Below are 22,992 nucleotides of genomic sequence, written 5' to 3' on the forward strand. Positions count from 1 at the left end.
TAGGCTTTCAAAGCGTCTTCCCGGGTATGCGATGAGCGTGGTCGGTTTTTAATCGTTGCGTATCTGTCAGAGAAAAATGGCGAATTTTCGTCACGAATGCGGAGGTTAACGCTTTTGTCGGATCTTCTGCAAAGATCAATCCCTCAGCCTGCCGTGACGCCGATGGACGGGAAGGTAATGAACCTTCTCCAGCATATAAGGTTGAATCTTGAGAGTTGTCACCCGCCCGGATTGTGCATAAAGTCGTACCTGATCCCAAGACACCGCCGGAACGGGCACGCGTAAAGGCGGTAACCGAAAACGAAAGAATCGTTTTGAGACCCATGCAAGATTTTCTCGGCTCGGCCCGTTCATCAGTTGTGTGTCCCCTCTGATGCCTCATCGAGAAGAAACGCCCCCTCCCATTGCCAGCGCGCCGCCACCGGGCCCGTCGCCGGTTGCGAAATATGGCGTGCGACATACGTTTTCAGCCCGGCTCCGGTCCATTTACCGCATTGCGGAGGCACTTCTCCTGACCGGGCTGATGGCGATCCCCCAATCCGTTCTCATTCGCTTTGATGGCTGGGGGAAGATCTGGGTCGCACGGGTTTACTGGGCAACAATCTGCCGTATTCTGGGCCTTGAAGTCCGCATCATCGGCACGCTCGCTGGCAAAAAGCGAGATCGCAAAGCCGTGGAACGCGGGGAAAAGCCGGTTATCTTCGTCGCCAATCACTGCTCATGGCTTGATATCCCCGTCGCGGGCGGGGCGCTGCCGACGGTTTTCGTAGCCAAGCAGCAGATTGCGGAATGGCCCGTCATCGGCACGCTCGCCCGGCTTGGACGCACGATTTTTGTCAGCCGACAACGCAATAATACGGGGCGGGAGCTTTATGATATGTCGTCACGCCTGCGGGCGGGTGATAATCTGATCTTATTCCCGGAAGGCACGTCTTCTGACGGGCGCGATGTCCTGCCATTCATGTCCTCCTTCTTTGCAGTCGCGAAGCCAACGGGCAAAACGGATGAGGCATCCCTTCCGCCCCCCGTGCTGATACAGCCTGTCTCCATCGTTTATGACGGGTTGAATGGCCGCGATGTCGGGCGGGAGGATTGTGAGATTTTTGCGTGGTATGGGGATATGGATCTGGCGCCCCACATCTGGCAGGTGACACGATGGCGCCGGATGCGGGCCAGCATCTTGCTGCATCCACCTATCGATCCGACCGATTACCCGGATCGGAAAAGCCTTTCCGCCGCTGTTTATGACGTTGTGGCCCGCGGCGTGCGCCATCTGCATGAGGGTCGTGACGGCCTGCCTGAACCTTCGGAAGCCGCAAAGCCTGCCGCGCAAAAGCGGGCAAAGCCGCGTGAGATGACTCAGGCATTTGCGGATAATCAGGTTTAGATTCCCGTCATCCAGTCTCCTCCAACATGCACACATAAGTTGTGAAGCGACAAAATATTGGATTCCGGGCGTGAAGGCGCTATAACGCGCTCTGATCTCACCTGCTGCATCTTTTTGACCGATCAACCTGCCCGTGGGATGCAGTCATCCGGAACATTATTGAGTGGCGATTGCCCTGACACACATGACTGATCACCCCGCGACGACGACAAAGCTGAAGAACCTGCATGTCATCACTTGGGGGTGTCAGATGAATGTCTATGACAGTGCGCGCATGGAAGATGTTCTCCGCCCGCTCGGCTATCGCCCTGTGTCACAGGTTGAGCATGCTGATATGGTCATTCTCAATACCTGCCACATCCGGGAACGTGCGACGGAAAAAGTGTTTTCAGAGCTTGGCCTGCTGAAGAAAATCCGTGAGGACCGCCTTGCCCAGGGGCATGATCGCATGGTGATCGCCGTGGCGGGATGCGTCGCCCAGGCGGAAGGGGCTGAGATTATTCATCGCGCCCCCTATGTTGATATCGTATTCGGCCCTCAGACTTATCACCGCCTGCCCGAAATGGTCGCGCGCGCAGCCCGCGCCGGGGGCCACGTCATTGAAACTGATTTTCCAGTCGATATGAAGTTCGACTTCCTACCGGCGGAAGCCGCGCCGCAAACGCCGGAAAATCTCTCTGCTTTCCTGACGATTCAGGAGGGATGCGATAAATTCTGTTCCTTCTGCGTCGTGCCTTATACGCGCGGGGCTGAATCCAGCCGCAATGTGGCATCCATCCTGACGGAAGCCCGGCAGATGGCCCGCAATGGCGTACGGGAGCTGACCCTTCTGGGCCAGAACGTCAATGCCTATCACGGTCTCGACGCGCAGGGTGCAACGGCGGATCTGCCCCAACTTGTCCGGGCCTTATCCCGGATTGAGGGAATTGCCCGCATCCGTTACACCACCTCCCACCCGAGGGATGTGACGCAAAGCCTTATTGATGCCCATCGGGATGAGGCGGCGCTGATGCCATTCCTGCATTTACCGGTTCAATCAGGGTCCGACCGTGTCCTCAAAGCGATGAATCGCGGCCATACGGCGGATGAATATCGCGACATCATCCGACGCTTCCGCGCGGCAAGGCCGGACCTCTCTATTTCGTCCGATTTTATCGTCGGCCACCCGGGTGAGACGGATGCTGATTTTGAGGCGACTCTGGCGCTGATCCGTGATGTCGGCTTCGCGCAGGCTTACACATTCAAATATTCTCCGCGCCCCGGCACGCCTGCATCCGCGGCGGATTTCCAGGTGGATGAAGCGGTCAAGGATGCGCGGTTGCAGATCGTGCAGAAACTGATCCGCGCGCAGCAGGATGCCTTCAATGGGGCGCTGGTCGGGCGGGACGTTGCCGTGCTGCTGACGCATAAAGGTCGTAAACCCGGACAGGTCGTAGGACGTTCACCCTACCAGCAACCCGTCATTATCGACGCGCCGGAACATATGATCGGGCGTATCGTAACAGTTCGGATTCTGCATACCCTCACCAACTCCCTGGCGGGGGAACTTATCCGGGAGACTATCTGCGCTTGAGCGAATTTTCTTCACTCCGCAACCCGCTTCCTCACGAGCATTCCAACCCCCAGACTGAAAATTGGCCGACAACAGCCGAGAGAGCCGACACGAAGCACAAGGCGTCGATCAGGTTCGACAATAACAGCTCTCTGCAACGCGTCCTCGGCCAGTATGATCAGCACCTTCCGATTATCGAGGAAGGTTTTCAGGTCAAATTAGCCTGTCGCGGCAATAAAGTGGCGATTTCCGGCAAACAGCAGGATGTGGCCCGCGCCCAATCCGCTCTTCTTACCCTTTACAATAAGTCGGAACTGGGCGCCCAGCCCGATAGCGCGATGGTGGCCGCCATCGTGCGCATGGTCAGTGCGGCACCACCCGCAGAAGACGGGTCACTGTCCGACCTGCCCCAGCCTGACGCATATCTCGATAATCTTCCGCAGATCCGCACACGACGCGGTGAGGTTGCACCCCGCTCACCCGGTCAGACGGATTACATGCGTCGGCTTCAAACCGGGGAACTCGTGTTCGGCGTTGGCCCGGCAGGCACGGGTAAAACCTATCTGGCCGTTGCCCAGGGCGTTGCCATGTTAACGGCAGGCAAGGTCGAACGCATCATCCTGTCACGCCCCGCTGTCGAAGCGGGTGAGCGCCTCGGCTTCCTCCCCGGTGACATGCGGGAAAAAATCGACCCGTATCTGCGCCCGCTTTATGACGCCCTGCACGACATGCTGCCCGCGGATCAGGTCGTGCGACGCCTGTCGAGCGGGGAAATTGAGGTGGCCCCTCTCGCCTTCATGCGGGGCCGCACTTTGTCTCATGCTTTTGTGATACTGGATGAAGCCCAGAATACGACCTGCGCCCAGATGAAGATGTTTCTCACCCGCCTCGGCCATGGGACACGCATGGTGGTGACGGGTGATCTCAGCCAGGTTGACCTTCCCGCTGGCGTCAAATCGGGCCTGCGCGACGCGATTGAGACGTTGAACGGGGTCGACGGCGTCCATGTCATCAAGCTTGAATCGCGCGATGTTGTGCGGCACCCTCTGGTTGGGCGCATCGTCGATGCTTATGATAAAGCCCACCCTGCGCAAAATTATGCGCAGCGCCATCAACCACCCTCTTAGGAACAAGATGGAACCTCCACCTTCCAGGCAGGACGATCATCACGCCCCTCCGCCGGGGCAACATCATAACAATGCTCCTTGCGACAGCGATATCATCGTTCAGGACCGCCGATGGCACGCCGCCGTGCCGCGCCTTGAAATGCAGCTCAGGCGCGCCATCAACCTGTCCGCATGGATGACCCACCGGCCTTATCACCCGACCATTCTCCTGACAAATGACCGCGCCGTTAAAACGCTCAACGCGCTTTATCGCGGGCGGAACAAGCCGACGAATGTTCTCACTTTCGAGGCTTCCGGGTCCTTAGGCGATGGCGACATCGCGCTGGCCTTTGAGACGATCCGACGTGAGGCATCATCCAGCAATAAGGGCTTTACGGCGCATATGCTGCATTTGCTGATACATGGCATTCTGCATCTTGCAGGGCATGACCATTTATATGCCGGTGAAGCCCGACGGATGGAGCAGGCTGAAACCCGCATTTTGGCCCGATTGGGTGTCGCCAATCCCTGGCGCGTGAGTGAGAAGGGCTGGCGATGAGAGACAGGACAGGAAAAGCCAGGCCGTCATTCTGGCATCGCCTCTTTGAAAACTGGCGCGGCGGCAATCATCGGGAAAGGGGCGTCCGTGGCTCCATCGCCGCCCTGATTGAGAAAGCCGACCATCCCGGCAATCTCGGCGCCGCGCCCGAACTTGACCGGCAGGAGCGCGCGCTTCTCTATAACGTGCTCCATCTCCGCGGAAAAACGGCAGATGATGTGATGATACCGCGTGCCGATATTGTCGCGCTCTCAGCCAGCGTGGATCATGACGCGGCGCTTGATTTCATGCGACGGGAAAATCATTCCCGCGTGCCCGTTTTTGATGGGGAACTCGACCATATTATCGGTATGATCCACGTGAAGGATCTGATTGCCTATCAAAATACCGGGAAGGCCTTTTCCCTCCGGGACCTGTTGCGACAGCCGCTTTTCGTCGCGCCTAAAATACCGGTTCTGGACCTGCTGCTTCAGATGCGTCAGAGGCGTACGCATCTTGCGCTGGTCATTGATGAATATGGCAGTATTGACGGGCTCGTGACGATTGAGGACCTTGTCGAGACCATCGTCGGCGAGATTTCCGATGAGCATGATGAGCCCGTTGCCCAGTCCATCGTGCGCCGACAGGATGGCACTTTCGACCTTGATGCCCGCCTGCCAGTGGAGGAGTTTGAGAAGCGATTCGGCCCGATCCTGAATGAGGCGGAACGCGAGGCGGATATTGAAACGATTGGCGGGCTTGTCTTCCGCCTCGCCGGGCATGTGCCCATTCGCGGTGAAGTCTTCACCCATGAAGGCGGGGTGGTTTTTCGCGTTATGGATGCCGATGCACGCAACATTCGGGCGTTGCGCGCGTCAATGCCTCAAGGATGGCGTGAATCCGCCCCGGACGAGGCGCAAATTTCCAATGGCGCTTCTTTGGAAAATGATCACGCTTCGTGTCATAATACGGCATTCGAATAAGCTGTCATGCCAACTGATACCCGGAGTTCATAATAATGAAGCTGACGCGCCGCTTCCTCCTCGCCGCCGCCCCGACCACTTTCTTTCTGCCGAAAGCCTTCGCTGCGGGCGGTATGCTCGCCCCGCGCCTGATGGGCAACCCTGATGCCAAGGTGAAGGTCCATGAATGGTTTTCCCTCACCTGCTATCACTGTGCAAGATTTCAGAAAGAAACCTTCCCCCGTGTCAAAGCTGAACTGATCGATACAGGCCGCATTGCCTATTATTTCCACGAATTTCCGCTCGATCAGGTCGCTCTGCTGGGGTCGATGCTCGCACTCTCCCTGCCGAATGATCGCTACATCCCCTTTTGTGAAGCGCTGCTTTCAAGCCTTGATCGCTGGGCATTCGCGCGGGATGTCGACCCAGTGCAGCAACTGCGCCAGATGGCGGCCCTTGCCGGGATTTCAGGCACCGAATTCGACCGCATCAATGCGGATAATAAATTGCGGCAGATGATCGTCGACACACAGGATCGTGACCAGAAGCGTTACCACATTGAGGGAACGCCTTATTTCCGCTTCAACACGATCGAATATAAAGCGGAATTGCGGAGCTATGATGACTTCCTCAAGGAAGTCAAAAAAGCCGAAGCCTGAGTTAAACGGCAGCACCCGGCATGAAGGCAAGCTTTACCGCGTTACGGATTGCCGGGTTTAAAAGTTTTGCTGACCCTGTCACGGTCGATCTCCGACCCGGCCTGACCGCAATTGTCGGGCCGAATGGTTGCGGCAAATCCAACATCGTTGAAGCATTTCGCTGGATCATGGGGGAGAGTTCCGCCCGCGCCCTGCGAGGTGGGGAGAGTGATGACCTGATTTTCGCGGGGACGGTCGCGCGACCCGCCCGCAACCTCGTTGAAGTCAGCCTCGTGATTGAAAATGCCCGCGGGCTGGCCGCCGCACCTCATCATGAGGAAGACACGCTGGAAATCATCCGCACGGCCAAACGCGGCACGGGGAGTGATTTCCGGATCAATGGCCGCGCCGCGCGGGCGCATGACGTCACGCAGATCTTCGCTGATCTATCACTTGGGGGGCGCAGCCTCGCCATTGTCAGCCAAAATCGCATCGGCGCCCTGATTGACGCAAAACCTATTGATCGTCGAAGCCTGCTGGAAAATGCTGCTGGCATATCCGGCCTTCATTTCCGCCGTCGGGATGCCCAGCTCAAACTCCGCCAGGCCGAGGCCAACCTTCAGCGGGCGGAAGATGCCACTTTCCAGCTGATGGAACGTCGCGACGCGCTTGAGGCGCAATCCGCCTCCGCCCTCGCTTATCGTGAGGCCGTCGAAACCATCAGGGCGGTTGAGGCGCAACTCCACGCCGTGCAACTGGCCCGCGCCGACGCGCAGATCGCCGGTTGCGCGGCGGCGACAGAAGCCGCCCTGGCTAAAATCGCATTATTTGAAAAAACCCTCCAGCAATTAACAGACCGTCGGCAGACGGAAGCTGAGCAGACGGTCAAATGGGAAGCCGAGAGCGAGGCCACGCGCAACGCCATTGAGACGCTTCGCCTGGCGATTGAGAAAGAGCGTCAGATGATGGCGCAGAATGAGTCGGATCAGACCCGCATCCACGCCGCGATGACGGCGGCACAGGAAGAGAAGAATCGTCTGCAGCAACGCATTGACGCCATGTCAGCCGAGGCGCGGGCCTGCCACGAAACAATCCAGAACCTTGCCGCCCAGTTCACCCAACTCCCTGAAGCCATCGCCACTTGTGACGCTGACCTCAAAGAGGCGGAGACATTGCGCGACAAGGCCATGCGTTTGCGGGAAGCGCAGGAACAGCGCTTCATGCAGGTGCGGATCAAAGCCGACGCACTGGATCGCCAGCGTCAGGAGGCTGAGAAATCATGCGCCACCATCGAGAAGGAATTGGCGGATTGCCATCGTCAAAGGGAGGATGAGCGCGCCGTCATCCCGCGTGAGGCGGATATTAAAACAATTGAGACACGGATCATCGAGAATGACGAGGCCACCTCCGCAATTCAGGATGCGCTTGAGGTGCAGAAAGCAGCACTTCAGCAGATGCGGACGCAAGGTGAAACCACCGCGCGTCGCCTTTATGCGCTGAAACAGGATATCGCGCTGCGCGCGGCAGAACATAATCGCCTGATCACACGGCGTGACGCTTTGAACGCGCAGCTTCAAAAAGCCGAGGAACGACAAAAGCAAGCCAATGCCGCCGTGCTGACCGCAGCGCAGCAGCAGAGTCTTGAATCGCATCTGGAAGAAGCCCGGAAACGCGTCGCGGCCCTGCGCGTCGAGGAAGCTACGCTGGGACAGGCATGGCGTGATGCGGGCGACTCGCTCGCGGCGCAGCGCCTCTCGCATGATACGGCGCTCCAGCAGAGGTCGTTTTTGCAGCGGCAGCGGGAAAGCGCGGAGAGCGCCCTGCAATCCCTCATCCGCCAGGTGCGCGACGCTTTCCAGAAGCGCGCTGCGCATCAGGCGGAGCGCATTGGTGAAGACAGGTTGCAGGACGCCGCGTCCCAGGCCCGCGCGGCCCGGAAACATCGCGATATGTCGCAGAAAAACGTCACGAAGCTGCGGCAGGCATGCGCGGCGTTACAAAAAAACCTGCGCCTGGCGGAAGAAGCTGTTTTGCAGTTGGAATCGGCACGGATCCGCCATCAGGCGGAGCGGAGCGGTCTTGAAGGCGCGGCGGGTGATGCGCCCATAACGGGGCAATTGCTTGACCTTCTTGACGTCCCCCCGGCGCTTGCCGGGGCTTTAGGGGCGGCGTTTCAGTCGGGTCTGGATGCGCAGCTTGCCGCGCCACAGGCTCAACGAAGCTGGGAGGAACTCCCCGCGCGGGATTGCGGCAACTTCCCGGAGGATGTGACGCCTCTCAGCCAGTGCGTCGACGCCCCCGCCGCATTGCAAGCCTTCCTTTCCGCCACCGGGCTGGTGCCGTCCACGGCGCGCGGCGCGGCGCTCCATGCAACGCTGAAACCAGGTCAGGCTCTTGTCAGCCGGGAGGGTGCTTTCTGGCGCTGGGATGGCTACCGCCAGTCGGGGGATTTGCCAACCGAGGCTGCGTTGCGCCTGCAGAAGAAGGCCCGATATGAGGCATTGACCGCTCTCATTAAGGACGTGACGGCACAATATGAGGTGGCGACGCGGCAGCGCGACGATTTACGTAAAAGCCTGACCGAAAGCACGCAACGGCTTGACGCCGCTGAGGCCGATTATTCGGAGGCGGAGACGAAATGCAAACAATGCGTGGACGCCCTCACCGCGCTGGAAAACCGCCAATCCCAATCTGAGGCGCTTTACGCCCTGCTGGAAAGCCAATATGCGACGCTAAAGCGACAGGAACAGGCGGCGCAGGCACAATTTGACCAGGCCGATGAAGATCTGAGACAACTGGCCGATGAAGAGGGAATTGCGGCCCGCTTACTGGCGGCGCAGCAACTTTATGATGAGGCGGTCCAGCGTCATGAAACATGCTGGAGCGCTTTACGGGCGGCCGTCAAAGCTGAAAATCAGGCGCAGCAAAACTGTGAGCAGTCGCTCACGCAACATAAGGCGGCAGCAGCGCAATTGGAGGATCTTGCCCAGCAAATCGCAACGCTGAAGGCGGAGCGCACGGATCTTGAAACGCGCCTCCAGCAAACCGACACAACATCCCTGCGCACTGAAATGCAGGAGGTTGAAGAAGCGCAGGCGCAGCAATTGCAGAAACGCGACGCCATTCAGGCAGATTGTAGTACGTCGGAAGCCCGTAAAGCTCAGCTTGAGCAGATGAAGGCGGATCTCCTGACCACGCTTCGCACATTGCAGGATCACCGCCTCTCCCGTCAGGGCACGTTGGCCGCGCTTGATGAGAGGTTCGTCGCGCTGGAAAAGCGTCGCATCCTTGCGGAGGACGTTTTACGCGCCCTGCCCCCGCCCATGGATCACGCGGAGGAGATCGCCGCCCTTGATGCCGCGCGCGAGGCGGAACAAACGCTGCATATCAGGCTTGACAGGCTTCGGGAGAAAAAAGCGACCCTTACCGCCGCCTTACAGGATGCGAAATCACGGCAGGCGACAGAGTCATGCCGCCTTGCATTGCACGAAACGCAGATTGAGACTTATCAATCTGACCTCACCCGCCTCGCCTCTCACGATGCACGCCTGTCAGAGGAGCAGAATCTCGTCACCGTCGCACGTCAGAAAGCGGAACAATCCCTTTCCCCCCTTGAGGCGAACCTGACAGAGACATGTCAGCATTATGAGACATTGCGGGCACAATTAGATGGGTCTTGCGACGCCTATATGTCGCTCGGTCACGATATCAGGGAGACGGAAACAGCGCTGCGTGAGGCGCAGGCGGCAATTGAGCGCGCGGCGGAGAAACACCTTCAGGCCAGCACAATGCGGGATCGCCTCCTCGACTCACCCCCGCCCGCACCATGCAAAACAGCGCCGGAGGATATTTCGGAACGGGCGGAGCAGAATTTACGCCGGGTTCTGACGCAAGCCGTGCAGAAACGGGATTCTCTCGGCGCGGTCAACCTCCTCGCGGAAAAGGAATTCAGGGAGATCGAAGCGCAGATCGCCGATACGCAGGCCAATATCGATGAGATCAAAGCCGCGATTGACCGCCTTCAAACCAAAATCGCCCATCTGAATCAGGAGGGCCGGAAAAGGCTGCGGGCGACATTCAAAGATGTGGATGCGCAATTCCAACGTCTTTTCTCGCGGATTTTCGGCGGCGGAAAAGCCAATCTGGCCCTTGTCGGCGGGGATGACCCCTTAGAGGCGGGCCTTGAGATCTACGCCCAACCTCCGGGAAAGAAACTCTCGACTCTCTCCCTTTTATCAGGTGGTGAGCAGGCTTTGACGGCGCTGTCCCTTTTATTTGCGACGTTTGCGTGCGAGCCTGCCCCGATCTGCATCCTTGATGAGGTTGATGCCCCGTTGGATGAGGCCAATACGGTGCGGCTTTGCGCGCTCGTCCGGGATATGACATCGCAATATGGTGTTCAATTCATGATTGTAACCCACCAGCAGGTCACGATGGCCCATATGGACCGGCTTTACGGCGTTACCATGCAGGAGCGCGGCGTCAGTCGCATTCTCTCCGTCGATCTGTCCCATGCAATTGAGATGGCGGAAACGGTGAAATCGGATTAGTAAGGAAGGACGTGTCGCGAAATATTCGGGATGCGTATTGCGATCTCACTGCAAGGATCTCCGCACCATCCATCCATTTCTGCCAGCCGGGTTCGATTTTATTAACGCGATCACCAAGCGCGGCATCCGTGTTATCGGCGATGTACATGGTGATATTCAAAGCTTTATACATGCGGCATCAACAGACCGCTTCATCATTCAACTCGGAGATCTCGTTGATTACGGGCCGGACAGTGAGGCCACACTGCATCTCATGCTCCAGATCATGCGTGAGGGGCGTGGGATTTTCATCCTCGGTAATCATGACCGCAAACTCGCCCGCGTGCTGAATGGGCGTCGCCCCCATATTGACAGCCAATTAGAGAAGACATTGCAGCAGATTGCTGCCGGTCCCCATCTCCTCAAGCAGGATGTGCTCGCTACCGCGTTAAATAACGCACCGGCCTGGATCGTGCTGAATCACACGATTTTTGTGCATGGCGCTTTCCATCCCGCCGTGTTGAGATCATCACCCTATGGCGCAACCCAACGCATGACGCCGGTTTTCTCACGCGCTTTATTTGGCGAGACCACGCGTCATATCCAGCCTGACGGCTATCCGGAGCGGACATTGCGGTGGGTGGATTATATCGAGGCGGGATATCACGTTTATTGCGGGCATGATAATCGCTCCCTCAATGGCCTGCCTTATGTCAGGACCGGCGCCAAAGGGGGGATGGCGACGTTTCTGGATTTGGGCGCTGGCAAGGGCGGGCATCTCGCCTGGATAGATCTCGCCCCGGAAACCATCCTGCCCGGGCGGGGCGCGATAACCGCACTCTCGTGAAATTGAGAATTGCACGCCCTCCTTCGCCGAGAAAAGCGGCGCATGATGCATCCTCCCCCCTTTGATGCTATGACCCGTTATTTCCCGAACTGATGCAGAGACTCATGAACGAAGAAGACGCCCTCAAACTTCTGGAAGAACATCGTCGCAGTATCGACAATATCGATGCCGCCCTGATTTACATGCTGGCTGAGCGTTTCAAACAAACGCAGGAAGTTGGCCGTCTGAAAGCCAAAGCGGGGCTGGAACCTGCGGACCCGGCGCGTGAAGCCCGCCAGATCGCCCGATTGCGGGACCTGGCAGGCTCAGCCGCCCTTGACCCGGATTTTGCTGAAAAATTCTTGTCATTCATCATCCGAGAAGTGATTCAGCATCACGCGCACATCGCGCAGATTCATCAGGAAGAGACCTGAATTTTACGTAAATTTCGGCGCGGATGGCCTAATATGCAGCGATACATCATTTTGATTCGTCACGCCGAGGCTTCCCAGAATTTCGGCTGCCCTGATCTCGACCGCGCGCTTTCAATAAAAGGTGAAGCGCAGGCCCGATCCGTCGCGGAGTGGGTCGCGCCATTTCTGAACGCGGATTGTCATCAACTTCAATTTATCGTCAGCCCGGCCCTGCGCACAAAGCAAACAGCGCAGGCGCTTTTTGCGCGTCTCGGACGCGCGGCAAATTGCATCTATGAACCCGCTCTTTATCAAACGGATGAAGATGGCATCTGGCGCCTCATCAACGAAATGGAGGACGCGCCCTCGCATCTGGTGATTATCGGGCATAACCCGGCCCTGGGCCGTCTCGTGCGCAGTGTCGCGCGACTGACAACGTCAAATGAAGGTGATTTCGGGCTGGAACTGGCGGCTTTCGCGCCATCATCATGTTGCGTCATGGTGACCCGAACTGGCGGGTTCGCCCTACGTCCCCAGGATCTGACGATCCGTGCTTTCCGTGAGCCGGCCGCGGAGGAAGCAAGTCAAGGGTGATCGACAAAGCGACTGAAATGCCTATCATGCTGTCATGAAGGGAGATTGCCGTGCCGAAGACGAATAATGATGACCGGGTTGTGACCCTCACTATGGGCCCCCAGGCATCCGAATTCCCCGTTATCTCCGGGACACTGGGCCCGGACGGCGTTGATTTTCGCAAATTGACGGCCGCGACCGGCGTCTTCAGTTTTGACCCCGGCTATGGGGAGACAGCCTCCTGCACCAGCGCCATCACCTTCATTGATGGGGACCAGGGCGTGCTCCTGCATCGGGGCTACCCGATTGAGCAGCTTGCTGAACATGCCTCCTATGTTGAGACGGCCTATCTCCTTTTATATGGGGAGCTTCCCAATAAGCAGCAGCTTGCCGAGTTTGATGCGCATCTGAGCGAGCAGGCGCTCCTGCATGAGCAGATCCGCAATTTCTTCAACGGATTCAGGCGCGATACGCACCCGATGGCGATTCTTTGCGGGACGGTCGCGGCGCTTTCCGGGTTCTATGCGGATGGGATCGACATCTCCCACCCCGCCTCACGTGATCTTTCAGCCCGGCGGCTGATCGCCAAAATCCCGACAATAGCCGCCTGGGCCTATCGTTACACACAAGGTGAAACCTTCATCTACCCGAAGAGCAATTTCGGGTTCGCTGAAAATTTCCTCTCCATGATGTTCGCGCGCCCGGACCGGAAATATGTCGTCAAGCCCGTATTGGCCCGCGCGCTGGACCGGATTTTCATCCTCCATGCGGATCATGAGCAGAATGCCTCAACTTCCACCGTACGGCTGGTGGGCTCCACAGGCGCGAACCCGTTTGCATGCATTGCCGCGGGTATCGCTGCCTTATGGGGGCCTGCACATGGCGGCGCGAATGAGGCCGTATTGACCATGCTGACCGCCATTGGTGAGAAGAAAAATATCCCCCAATTTATCGAGCAGGTAAAAGATAAGGATTCCGGTATCCGCCTGATGGGATTCGGCCATCGCGTCTATAAAAGTTTTGATCCGCGCGCGCAGATTCTGGCACAGACTTATCGTGAGGTGATTGAGGAGTTGAATCTCGACCATGACCCGCTCTTCGACCTCGCGACGGAGCTGGAACGCATTGCGCGGAGTGACGATTACTTCGTCTCCCGCCAGCTTTACCCGAATGTCGATTTTTATTCCGGACTGATTCTCAAAGCTCTTGGCATACCTGTTTCGATGTTCACCGTCTTATTTGCGGTGGCGCGGACGTCAGGTTGGGTCAGCCAGTGGAAAGAGATGATCGAGGCCCCGGGCCAGCGTATCGGGCGGCCGCGTCAGATTTACACAGGGGCCAGGAAACGCGATCTGCAACCTTTATCGGAGCGTCCGTAAGGCGGCAAAGGGGGTCATCGGGCCTGCGCGGGTCACGGCTGGCCCGAGGAGACGCCCTATGGACTCAGCATTCACAGCCGCGTGTCGCGCCGCGATCCTGCCGCACGATGTGATGATCAATCCATTCCGAGACGAGAAGCCGCGCTTCACTGATTGACGCCTCAGGGTGGTAAATCCGATAAAGGGTCGTGCAGGCATCGAAAGCCTGCCGATCAGCCTGACCGTGCTCGGTAAGCTCGGCATAAGCGGTGATAACAGCGCGCTCACAATTGCGCGTGATGTGATCTATATTGACGTTCACGGAGCGATGTCCTTATGCGCGGCGAGTTCAACAAGGTTGCAGATTAAAACTCTTTTGAGATCGCTGGCAAGAGTTGCACAGGGGTTTTACCACCCTCTTTGCGAGAGAACGACGCATGCTGGCGATGATGCAACAGCTTAACACTTTGCGCGGCGACGAAAACCCGTTATTTTCGTGCAAATTTGATGGAGATTTTGTGATGGCCCTTACCGGCACACCCCAAGGACATATGACCGTCGGCGCGACGCAATGGGACCGCGATGCGGCCTTAACAGCGGCCAAAATTCTCCTTGAGATCAAAGCGATCAACTTTCGACCCAAAGATCCCTACACTCTGACGTCGGGCTGGAAGTCGCCTGTTTACATTGATTGCCGCAAAATTATCTTCTTCCCCCGCGCCCGTGCCAAAATCATCGAACTCGCGGTTGAGAAGATCGGTCGGCACATTGGTTACGAAAGTCTCGATTGCGTTGTCGGCGGTGAAACAGCCGGCATCCCCTTTGCGGCCTGGATTGCGGACCGCCTGATGACGCCCATGGCTTATGTGCGCAAAAAGCCCAAGGGTTTCGGCCGGAATGCGCAGATTGAAGGCGACGTGCCCGAGAATATGCGCACCCTGCTGGTCGAGGATCTGACGACAGACGGGGCCTCCAAAGTGCGTTTCGCCGAAGCATTGCGCAAGGCAGGCGCGGTCGTTGATCACACTTTTGTGGTGTTCTTCTACGGTGTTTTCCCCGGTGCTCAAAAAACCTTGAATGAACTTGGCATCAATCTCCACGCGCTTTGCACCTGGTGGGACGTGATTGAAGCCTGCGCCAGCAAGAATTATTTTTCGGAGCGCGATATTTCTGAAGTACGGCGTTTTCTCGAAGACCCTTGCAAATGGTCCGGCAGCCATGGCGGGGTCAGCAGCGTTGAGGAAGCACTTGCCTTCAAGAGCCGTTCCGAAAGCTGAAAATGAACCCTTCCCCCCGACATGTTCTTGTTTTTGATTCCGGTATCGGGGGTTTAGGTGTCGTCAATGCACTGCGCCAGATGGGGGACAGCGGGCTCCGTATTGATTATTTGGCGGATAATGCCGTGTTTCCCTATGGTGAGCAGCCGGACGAGATTTTATCAGCGCGCATCATCTCCCTCATCCGGGCAGCTATCGATGCGCACCAGCCGGACGCCGTCATTATCGCCTGCAACACCGCCAGCACCCTCGCTTTAGGCGCGCTGCGCAACGCGTTGACCGTGCCTTTTATCGGCTGCGTACCGCCAGTGCGGTGGGCTGCGCGTGAGTCGAAAACCGGAATTTTCGCGATACTCGCAACGGCGGCGACGGCACGCCGCCCCTATCTGGCTGCCCTCAAAGCAGATTTCGCCCCGAAAGACATCATGATCATCCATGGCGGTCGCCAGCTCGCCGATCTGGCGGAGCGCGCTTTTGTGGGGGAGGCCATATCGCAGGATGCGGTGCGGGCAGAGCTTGACGCCGTCTTTTCCCAGCCACATGGGGATCAAGTTGATGTGATCGGCCTTGGCTGCACGCATTACACATTTCTGCGTGAGGCGTTACAAAATGCGAGCCCCCTACATGTCACGCTTCTCGACCCCGCAGAGGCTGTTGCCCGTCAGGCCCTCAAAATCCTCGCTGAACAACCTGCGCATGGCAAAAACGCCGCGTCTGAAACCGACATGGCGGGCAAGGGGCGTTTTATCATGACCGCGCCACCTTTTGACCCTGCCGGTCTGCGCAGGGCCATCAAGCGTTTCGGCTATGAGGATTTCAGTGTCCGGGATAGCGGGGAAACGTCATCAGCCGGTTAATGGGCCCGCCTGGCCGCATATAATGCGGTGTCGGAAAGCAGGGATTTGATCTCACTTTCAGGGAACACATCAAGTGCCGCGACGGCCTTCTCCGCAAAAGACTGTGCGCGGCGCATGGTCTCTTCAACGGCGTGGGTTTTCTGAATAAGGCGCAGCGCTTCGGCCAGGTCTGACTCCTGCCATTTCCCCTCATTCACCACCCGTTCCCAGAATTGGCGGTCCTTTTCTTCCGCCTGGCGGTAGGCGACGAGGAGGGGCAGCGTGATTTTGCCTTCCCGCAGATCATCACCAACGGTCTTGCCGAGAATTTTCTCATCCGCCACGTAATCCAGCGCATCATCGACCAATTGAAATGCGATCCCGAGATGGGTGCCGAAATCTTCCACGGCTTTTTCATCCTCTGACGGGCTGTCCGCGATAATGGCGCCAACCCGGCAGGCAGCCGCGAATAATGCCGCCGTCTTGCCATGGATGACTTTGAGGTAAGTTTCTTCAGAGGTTGCCAGGTCGTTCTGCATCGACATTTGCAGCACTTCCCCCTCCGCGATCGTCGCCGCCGCCTGGGAAAGCACCGCCATGACGGGCAGCGATCCATCCTCCGTCATGAGCTGGAAGGAACGTGCAAACAGAAAATCGCCGACAAGGACGGAAGCTTTGTTACCAAACACGGCATTCGCGGAGGCTGCACCGCGCCGTAAGACACTCTCATCAACAACATCATCATGCAGCAATGTGGCGGTGTGGATAAATTCCACGCAGGCGGCGAGGCCGACATGACGCCTGCGCTGGGGCGATGGGTGATAGCCACATAAATAGGCGGAGGCCAGTGTCAGAAGGGGGCGCAACCGTTTACCGCCCGCCGCCACCAGATGCGCCCCTAATTGGGGGATGAGCGGCACCGGGCTTTCCATGCGGGCCACGATTTCACGGTTGCAGGCTTCCGTATCCTCCCTGAGGTAATTGAATAAAGCTTGCAGCGCGACGTCGTCCTTGCTCATAAGATCCTCTTCAACTTTGGAGGTGGGATGCATCGTGGCATTTCTGCCCTCCAAAACGCAGTCACGACCCTTTTGAGCCCTGTCAAACCCGAGAGGGTCGAAGATAAGGCGATCAACTCAACTTCACAAGGCTCCGTGATCATGCTGACTTCAGGGTGCCTGGCATGGTAAGTCGGGCGATCGCGACAACCATATGAGCGGGTCGTTAAAATTGGTCAAGCCAGAGCTATCGTCAGAGATGACGGGTGACGTCACCCACGACACGCTGCATCACGGCCGCGTCACCTACACGCAGTTCGTTAACGGATATCGGACAGGGCTGGAGCCTGTGCTGCTCGCGGCATTGGTCCCCGCGCGACCAGGCGAGTCCATTCTTGAGGCGGGTTGCGGGGCGGGTGCCGGGTTATTGTGCCTCAATGCGCGCGTCACCGGCCTGCATCTGACAGGTATTGAGGCCGATGCAGATACGGTCGCCCTGGCGCGCTTCAACCTCGACCGAAATCACGTCAGCGGCTACACGCTTTTCCAGGCGGAAATCCCAGACATGCCACGCTCCCTGCGTCAGACATGCCGTAATGCGAATGGGCGCTTCCACCATGCTTTCGCCAACCCACCGTGGCATCCCTCCGGTGCGACGCCGACAAGCCATCCGCGCCGTCGTCGCGCCCTGTTCTGCGACCGCAATGGCTGGTCCTGCTGGATCACCGCGCTGGCGGCCTGGGTGATGCCTGGTGGGACGCTCAGCCTCGCCCTCCCTGCGGCGGCCGTGTGTGAGGCGATGCGGTGCCTGCATGAGGCGGAGTTCGGGAGTATCACCCTGTTTCCACTCTGGCCGAAAGCCGGACGCCGCGCCAAAATCGTGCTTTTACAGGCGGTTCTGGGCGGGCGTGCGGGGACGGCGATATCGCCCGGGCTCATTATTCATGAGGAAAACGGGCAATATACGGCAGAAACCCGACATGTGCTCTGTGATGGCGCGGCACTTATCCCCTGACGGGCAGAAACATGTCACTCAAAGACATGCGTTTCAAAAGCCTCTTCCCATGAGCCCGTGGTGGAAGCGCGGGAATATTCCGTCGCACGATTTTCAAAGAAATTAGCGTGCTCCACTGCATTGAGCATGTCATCAAGCCAGGGAAGCGGGTTTTCCTCGATATTATAAATGACATCCAGGCCGAGCTGGGTCAGACGGCGGTCCGCAATATACCGGATATAGCGCTTGACCTGGTCGGCATCGAGACCCTCCACCGCGCCCATTTCAAAAGCGAGGTCGATAAACGCATCTTCGTGCGAGACGGTGGTTTGACAGACGCCCGCCAGCTCCGCACGGAAATCCTCAGTCCAGATCTCGGGATTTTCCCGGATAAAAGTCCGGAACAGGCGGATCATGGACAGGCAATGGAGTGTCTCGTCACGAACGGACCACGAAATGATCTGGCCCATCCCTTTCAACTTATTAAATCGCGGAAAATTCAGCAGAATGGCAAAAGACGCGAAAAGCTGTAGCCCTTCCATGAAAGCACCGAAGGCCGCCATCGTTTTGGCGATTTCCCGCTTATTCTTAATATTGAAGGATTGCATGAAATCATATTTATCTTTCATCTCCTTATATTTGAGGAATGCGGAATATTCAGTTTCCGGCATGCCAATCGTATCAAGGAGATGTGAATAAGCCGCGATGTGAATGGTCTCGATATTCGAGAAGGATGAGAGCATCATCAGGACTTCAGTCGGTTTAAAAACCTGACTGTAATATTTCATGTAAGCGGAATTCACCTCGACATCCGCCTGGGTGAAGAAACGGAAAATCTGCGTCACTAAATGACGTTCCGCCTCATTGAGGACGCGATGCCAATCTTTGACGTCATCCGCAAGGGGCACTTCCTCCGGCAGCCAATGGACGCGCTGCTGCGTCAGCCACGCATCATAAGCCCAAGGATAACGGAAGGGCTTATAAACCGGATTCGCCGTCATCAGGTCGAAATGCTCGGTATCGAAATTGTGACCAACCTGTTTTGAAGTCTTTGACATCGTAAGCTTGCCTTTAGAGTCGGGCGCGGCAAAACCCTGAGAGGCAGCGCCGCAAGTCAACACCTTCCCGAACCGGGGGAGGTCGTTCAATCGATAAACCGCGCGGGGATGATGTCTCCCCTGCCCTTATTGGCAGGCGAGACACTCATCATAATTTTTCCCGCCACTTCCGGGCGCGCGGGCATCCGCAGCGGCTGGCTGTGTATCTTCATCCGCGTTGAAAATATCACTTTTAACCGCAACATGGCTAACCGTATCCGCGCGTTGGATTGAAAGTGAGCGGCAGTAATAGAGCGATTTGACACCCAGCTTCCACGCCATGTGATGGATCTGATGGAGGTCTCGCTTATGCACATCCGCCGGGAGGAAGATATTGAGCGACTGGGCCTGGCAGATAAACCCGGCGCGGTCCGCCGCATGTTCAATCACCCAACGTTGATCCAGCTCAAACGCCGTTTTGAAGATATCTTTCTCATCCTGCGACAGGAAATCAAGATGCTGCACCGACCCCTTATTGAGTGTGATGTTTGACCAGACCGCCTCATTATTCTGCCCCTTCTCCTCCAGCAGGCGCAGCAAATGGCGGTTGCGCACGGTGAAGGAACCGGAAAGGGTTTTCTGAAGAAAGACATTGGCGGCGATTGGCTCAATCCCGGGGCTGGCATTGCCGGCAATGATCGAGATCGACGCTGTGGGCGCGATCGCCATTTTATGGGAGAAGCGCTCCTGCACATTATATTCCGCCGCATCCGGGCAGGGGCCGAGCGTTTCAGCGAGATGGCGGGATGCTTTATCCGCCTCAGTGCGAATATGGGCGAAGATGCGCTTATTCCAGACTTTCGCCATCACGCTTTCAAACGGGATGTTGCGCGCTTGCAGGAAGGAATGAAACCCCATGACGCCCAACCCGACGGAGCGCTCCCGCATGGCAGCGTAACGTGCGCGATCCATATCCTCCGGCGCGCGGTCGATGAAGTCCTGCAACACACGATCCAGGAACAGCATGACATCCTCAATAAATTGGGGATTATCGTGCCATTGATCCCATGTTTCCAGATTCAGGGAGGAGAGGCAGCATACCGCCGTCCGCTTCTGACCATGATGGTCAATACCGGTCGGGAGGGTGATTTCGGCGCAGAGATTGGACGTCTTGACCTCAAGCCCGGCCAGTTTGTGATGCTCGGGCCGTGCGCGATTCACGTGGTCATTATAGACGATGTACGGTTCACCCTGTTCCATCCGTGCCGTGAGGATACGAATCCAGAGCTGCCGGGCGGAGACATTGCGGATCACCGCCATATCTTTCGGGGAGCGGAGTGGCCACTCCTCGTCATTTTCAACAGCCCGCATAAAGTCATCACTTACCAGCACACCATGATGCAGGTTAAGGGCCTTGCGATTAGGGTCACCCCCTGTCGGGCGGCGCATCTCGACAAATTCTTCAATTTCCGGATGCCAGACAGGCAGATAAACCGCCGCAGAACCGCGACGGAGTGACCCCTGCGAAATGGCGAGGGTCAGACTATCCATCACGCGGATGAAAGGGATGACACCCGAGGTTTTGCCGTTTTTGCCGACATTTTCCCCGATTGAGCGCAGATTACCCCAATAGGAGCCAATCCCACCGCCTTTCGAGGCCAGCCAGACATTTTCATTCCAGAGATCAACAATACCGCGCAGACTGTCATCCGCCTCATTGAGGAAGCAGGAAATCGGCAGGCCCCGCGTGGTGCCGCCATTGGAGAGGATGGGCGTCGCGGGCATGAACCAATGTTGCGAGATGTAATCATAGATGCGCTGGGCATGGTCAGCATCCGCGCCGTAATAAGATGCAACGCGCGCGAAAAGGTCTTGATAACGCTCTCCGGGCAGGAGGTAGCGATTATCCAGCGTCGCCCGCCCGAAATCCGTCAGCAGCGCATCGCGGCTTCGGTCGACACGGATGGGGTGGTGGCCTTCCAGGTGGATGATGTCATCAAACATATCGGGCTCAGGCGCCACCTCAATACGGGGTGGCGGCATAATGGCGCCGTCGACTCCTGCTTCAGTCGCGTCGCCTGTGACAAACAAATCAGACTGCAGGCTCACCTGACATCTCCTAAACTCTCTATGTTGATGCCAACCAGGCAAAGGCTGCAATCGCGGACCGTATGAGGGTCGACGCAACATCTAGTGATGTTTGCCCCGATGGCTATACAATATGTAGTGCCCTATTGAATAGATTCCAGATGCTTCTAGTTTCTTAAAAAAATTCTACGCGTCGATTTTAAGAGTCAAAAAATGAGGCCTGACGTTGAATCCGGCCTTGAAGATCAGGCATGCTGTGGCTCTCTCGTCACAAGGATTTTAAATTGAAAAAGAAAGGATGAATGACATGGCCATCCGGAAATCTGCGCAGGCCCGTTGGGCCGGCGGCATCAAATCGGGACATGGGACAATTTCAACAGAAAGCCTGAGCCTGAAAGATCAACCTTACGGTTTCAATACACGGTTTGAAGGCAAACCCGGCACGAATCCGGAGGAACTTGCTGGCGCCGCCCTGGCGGGGTGCTACGCCATGGCCCTCTCCCTGGCGCTTGAAAATGCCGGGCATGTGGCAAAACAGATTGATGCCAAGGCCATTGTCTCACTCGATAAGGCGGGAGAGAGTTTTGAAGTCAAGCATATTGCCCTTGAGGTTCAGGTTTCCGCCCCCGATCTTGATCAAGAAAAATTTATGCAATTGGCGAATATGACGAAGGAGAATTGCCCGATCTCCAAACTCTTCCGCGCACAGATCACGTTGAGCGCGAGGCTAAACCCATCATAATGGCCTCATCGTCTCAAGTCTGGCCCGGGGGTTGATTCCGCCCCCGGCCCCAGTGATTCTGAGCGTGGTCCATCAATATGTGATCCAGCAGGACGCACGCCATCATTGCCTCCCCGACCGGCACCGCGCGAATGCCGATGCATGGGTCATGTCGCCCCTTTGTCGCCACCTCCACCCGCTCACCATCCCGGTTGATGGAGGGGACGGGGATCAGGATGGAACTTGTCGGCTTGATCGCGAAGCGCACGATAATCCGTTGACCGGAGCAAATACCGCCGAGAATGCCCCCTGCATGATTGCTCTCAAAGATGGTTTTCCCGTTCTCCTGACGCATCGGGTCCGCATTTTCCTCACCACGTAAAGCGGCCACGGCAAAACCATCTCCGATTTCAACGGCTTTGACGCCATTAATACCCATCATCGCATGGGCGAGATCCGCATCGAGCTTGGCGCTTACGGGTGCGCCCAGCCCCTCGGGCACGGAGTCCGCGACGATCTCAATAATCGCGCCGATGGATGAGCCCGCTTTTCTCACCTCATCAATTTGCTTTTCCCATAAGGGCACAATCTCCGGGTCCGGGGCGAAAAACGCGTTATCCCGCGTTGCCGTCCAGTCCCACCGGGAACGATCCGCGGCGATGTCACCGATCTGCGCCAACGCCCCTTTGATTATCGGGGGCGTCGCACCAAGATGCGCCATAACCTTGCGGGCAACAGCACCGGCAGCAACGCGGCAGGCCGTCTCACGCGCGGAGGCACGGCCACCGCCGCGATAATCCCGGATGCCATATTTCCGGTCATATGTATAATCCGCATGGCCAGGCCGGTAACGGGCGGCGATGTCGCCATAATCGCGGGAGCGTTGATCCGTATTTTCGATGATGAGGGAAATCGGTGTCCCCGTCGTCAACCCTTCAAACACGCCGGACATGATGCGCACCTGATCCGCCTCACGACGTTGGGTGACAAATCGACTGCGGCCCGGTTTGCGCTCATCCAGATAGGACTGGATATCCGCCTCCGACAGACTGACGCGTGGCGGGCATCCGTCAATGACGCAGCCAATCATGGGGCCGTGGCTTTCACCCCAACTCGTGACGCGGAAAAGACGCCCGAACGTGTTGTAGGACATCGCTGC

General features: G+C 57.4%; 20 protein-coding genes. 15 read left to right on the forward strand and 5 right to left on the reverse strand.

Annotation, left to right across the window (positions count from 1 at the left end):
* Window positions 1–373 precede the first annotated feature (373 nt).
* From N5W20_RS04060 to N5W20_RS04110, 11 genes are all read left to right on the forward strand, one after another.
* Window positions 374–1,387 (forward strand): lysophospholipid acyltransferase family protein, encoded by a 1,014-nt coding sequence (locus N5W20_RS04060; RefSeq protein ID WP_319807636.1) that lies wholly within the window; start codon window positions 374–376, stop codon window positions 1,385–1,387.
* A 184-nt stretch (window positions 1,388–1,571) separates the two neighbouring features.
* Window positions 1,572–2,960 (forward strand): tRNA (N6-isopentenyl adenosine(37)-C2)-methylthiotransferase MiaB, encoded by a 1,389-nt coding sequence (miaB, locus tag N5W20_RS04065; protein WP_319807637.1) that lies wholly within the window; start codon window positions 1,572–1,574, stop codon window positions 2,958–2,960.
* The gene (locus N5W20_RS04070; RefSeq protein WP_408869420.1) at window positions 2,957–4,066 is read left to right on the forward strand and encodes a PhoH family protein; all 1,110 of its coding nucleotides are present in this window, start codon (window positions 2,957–2,959) and stop codon (window positions 4,064–4,066) included. Before miaB ends, N5W20_RS04070 begins: the two co-directional genes overlap by 4 nt.
* Before the next feature lie 124 nt (window positions 4,067–4,190).
* Entirely contained in the window at window positions 4,191–4,604 is a 414-nt protein-coding gene (gene ybeY, locus N5W20_RS04075) for an rRNA maturation RNase YbeY (protein WP_319807638.1), read from the forward strand.
* Complete coding sequence (locus tag N5W20_RS04080) at window positions 4,601–5,566, forward strand: hemolysin family protein (RefSeq protein ID WP_319807639.1); 966 nt, start codon at window positions 4,601–4,603, stop codon at window positions 5,564–5,566. Before ybeY ends, N5W20_RS04080 begins: the two co-directional genes overlap by 4 nt.
* A gap of 35 nt (window positions 5,567–5,601) precedes the next feature.
* A complete protein-coding gene (locus tag N5W20_RS04085; protein ID WP_319807640.1) occupies window positions 5,602–6,204 on the forward strand; it encodes a thioredoxin domain-containing protein in 603 nt (200 codons plus the stop codon).
* 20 nt (window positions 6,205–6,224) lie between these two features.
* Window positions 6,225–10,733 (forward strand): AAA family ATPase, encoded by a 4,509-nt coding sequence (locus tag N5W20_RS04090; protein ID WP_319807641.1) that lies wholly within the window; start codon window positions 6,225–6,227, stop codon window positions 10,731–10,733.
* Window positions 10,734–10,812: 79 nt separating this feature from the next.
* Entirely contained in the window at window positions 10,813–11,559 is a 747-nt protein-coding gene (locus tag N5W20_RS04095; RefSeq protein WP_408869434.1) for a metallophosphoesterase, read from the forward strand.
* A 104-nt stretch (window positions 11,560–11,663) separates the two neighbouring features.
* Window positions 11,664–11,972, forward strand: a complete 309-nt coding sequence (locus N5W20_RS04100; RefSeq protein ID WP_319807642.1) for a chorismate mutase — start codon at window positions 11,664–11,666, stop codon at window positions 11,970–11,972.
* Between the two features lie 33 nt (window positions 11,973–12,005).
* Window positions 12,006–12,545: a SixA phosphatase family protein gene (locus tag N5W20_RS04105; RefSeq protein ID WP_319807643.1), complete on the forward strand. Its 540-nt coding sequence runs from the start codon at window positions 12,006–12,008 to the stop codon at window positions 12,543–12,545.
* A 92-nt stretch (window positions 12,546–12,637) separates the two neighbouring features.
* Window positions 12,638–13,903, forward strand: coding sequence for a citrate synthase (locus tag N5W20_RS04110; RefSeq protein WP_319807828.1), 1,266 nt, complete (start codon window positions 12,638–12,640; stop codon window positions 13,901–13,903).
* Between the two features lie 64 nt (window positions 13,904–13,967).
* On the opposite strand, the gene N5W20_RS04115 is transcribed toward N5W20_RS04110, so the two are convergent.
* Entirely contained in the window at window positions 13,968–14,204 is a 237-nt protein-coding gene (locus N5W20_RS04115) for a hypothetical protein (protein WP_319807644.1), read from the reverse strand.
* 199 nt (window positions 14,205–14,403) lie between these two features.
* Between N5W20_RS04115 and N5W20_RS04120 the strand changes: the two genes are divergently transcribed.
* A complete protein-coding gene (locus N5W20_RS04120; protein WP_319807829.1) occupies window positions 14,404–15,159 on the forward strand; it encodes an orotate phosphoribosyltransferase in 756 nt (251 codons plus the stop codon).
* 2 nt (window positions 15,160–15,161) lie between these two features.
* Window positions 15,162–16,016 carry a glutamate racemase gene (gene murI, locus N5W20_RS04125; RefSeq protein WP_319807645.1) on the forward strand — a complete coding sequence of 285 codons (855 nt, stop codon included), beginning with the start codon at window positions 15,162–15,164 and terminating at the stop codon, window positions 16,014–16,016.
* Here murI and N5W20_RS04130 read toward each other — a convergent pair.
* Window positions 16,013–17,014, reverse strand: coding sequence for a polyprenyl synthetase family protein (locus N5W20_RS04130; RefSeq protein WP_319807646.1), 1,002 nt, complete (start codon window positions 17,012–17,014; stop codon window positions 16,013–16,015). The genes murI and N5W20_RS04130 overlap by 4 nt on opposite strands.
* A gap of 211 nt (window positions 17,015–17,225) precedes the next feature.
* Here N5W20_RS04130 and N5W20_RS04135 point away from each other — a divergent pair, with 211 nt between their 5' ends.
* Window positions 17,226–18,008 carry a tRNA1(Val) (adenine(37)-N6)-methyltransferase gene (locus tag N5W20_RS04135; protein WP_319807647.1) on the forward strand — a complete coding sequence of 261 codons (783 nt, stop codon included), beginning with the start codon at window positions 17,226–17,228 and terminating at the stop codon, window positions 18,006–18,008.
* Between the two features lie 14 nt (window positions 18,009–18,022).
* Here N5W20_RS04135 and N5W20_RS04140 read toward each other — a convergent pair whose 3' ends face one another.
* Window positions 18,023–19,045, reverse strand: coding sequence for a ribonucleotide-diphosphate reductase subunit beta (locus tag N5W20_RS04140; RefSeq protein ID WP_319807648.1), 1,023 nt, complete (start codon window positions 19,043–19,045; stop codon window positions 18,023–18,025).
* A 126-nt stretch (window positions 19,046–19,171) separates the two neighbouring features.
* Window positions 19,172–21,067, reverse strand: coding sequence for a ribonucleoside-diphosphate reductase subunit alpha (locus N5W20_RS04145; protein WP_319807830.1), 1,896 nt, complete (start codon window positions 21,065–21,067; stop codon window positions 19,172–19,174).
* A gap of 352 nt (window positions 21,068–21,419) precedes the next feature.
* Between N5W20_RS04145 and N5W20_RS04150 the strand changes: the two genes are divergently transcribed.
* Window positions 21,420–21,854 carry an OsmC family protein gene (locus N5W20_RS04150; protein WP_319807649.1) on the forward strand — a complete coding sequence of 145 codons (435 nt, stop codon included), beginning with the start codon at window positions 21,420–21,422 and terminating at the stop codon, window positions 21,852–21,854.
* A gap of 13 nt (window positions 21,855–21,867) precedes the next feature.
* On the opposite strand, the gene aroC is transcribed toward N5W20_RS04150, so the two are convergent.
* Entirely contained in the window at window positions 21,868–22,986 is a 1,119-nt protein-coding gene (aroC, locus tag N5W20_RS04155) for a chorismate synthase (RefSeq protein ID WP_319807650.1), read from the reverse strand.
* Between the last annotated feature and the right edge of the window lie 6 nt (window positions 22,987–22,992).

This window comes from Candidatus Kirkpatrickella diaphorinae, assembly GCF_025736875.1.
Taxonomy (GTDB): Bacteria; Pseudomonadota; Alphaproteobacteria; order Acetobacterales; family Acetobacteraceae; genus Sorlinia; species Sorlinia diaphorinae.

What these genes read in the sequence shown, in the direction of transcription:
- N5W20_RS04130 (WP_319807646.1), bottom strand. Translation starts at nt 17,014, where the DNA reads ATGAGCAAGGACGACGTCGCGCTGCAAGCTTTATTCAATTACCTCAGG.
- aroC (WP_319807650.1), bottom strand. Translation starts at nt 22,986, where the DNA reads ATGTCCTACAACACGTTCGGGCGTCTTTTCCGCGTCACGAGTTGGGGT.
- N5W20_RS04150 (WP_319807649.1), top strand. Translation starts at nt 21,420, where the DNA reads ATGGCCATCCGGAAATCTGCGCAGGCCCGTTGGGCCGGCGGCATCAAA.
- N5W20_RS04140 (WP_319807648.1), bottom strand. Translation starts at nt 19,045, where the DNA reads ATGTCAAAGACTTCAAAACAGGTTGGTCACAATTTCGATACCGAGCAT.
- N5W20_RS04110 (WP_319807828.1), top strand. Translation starts at nt 12,638, where the DNA reads ATGGGCCCCCAGGCATCCGAATTCCCCGTTATCTCCGGGACACTGGGC.
- N5W20_RS04090 (WP_319807641.1), top strand. Translation starts at nt 6,225, where the DNA reads ATGAAGGCAAGCTTTACCGCGTTACGGATTGCCGGGTTTAAAAGTTTT.
- N5W20_RS04080 (WP_319807639.1), top strand. Translation starts at nt 4,601, where the DNA reads ATGAGAGACAGGACAGGAAAAGCCAGGCCGTCATTCTGGCATCGCCTC.
- murI (WP_319807645.1), top strand. Translation starts at nt 15,162, where the DNA reads ATGAACCCTTCCCCCCGACATGTTCTTGTTTTTGATTCCGGTATCGGG.
- N5W20_RS04085 (WP_319807640.1), top strand. Translation starts at nt 5,602, where the DNA reads ATGAAGCTGACGCGCCGCTTCCTCCTCGCCGCCGCCCCGACCACTTTC.
- N5W20_RS04100 (WP_319807642.1), top strand. Translation starts at nt 11,664, where the DNA reads ATGAACGAAGAAGACGCCCTCAAACTTCTGGAAGAACATCGTCGCAGT.
- N5W20_RS04145 (WP_319807830.1), bottom strand. Translation starts at nt 21,067, where the DNA reads ATGCCGCCACCCCGTATTGAGGTGGCGCCTGAGCCCGATATGTTTGAT.
- N5W20_RS04060 (WP_319807636.1), top strand. Translation starts at nt 374, where the DNA reads ATGCCTCATCGAGAAGAAACGCCCCCTCCCATTGCCAGCGCGCCGCCA.
- N5W20_RS04120 (WP_319807829.1), top strand. Translation starts at nt 14,404, where the DNA reads ATGGCCCTTACCGGCACACCCCAAGGACATATGACCGTCGGCGCGACG.
- N5W20_RS04105 (WP_319807643.1), top strand. Translation starts at nt 12,006, where the DNA reads ATGCAGCGATACATCATTTTGATTCGTCACGCCGAGGCTTCCCAGAAT.
- miaB (WP_319807637.1), top strand. Translation starts at nt 1,572, where the DNA reads ATGACTGATCACCCCGCGACGACGACAAAGCTGAAGAACCTGCATGTC.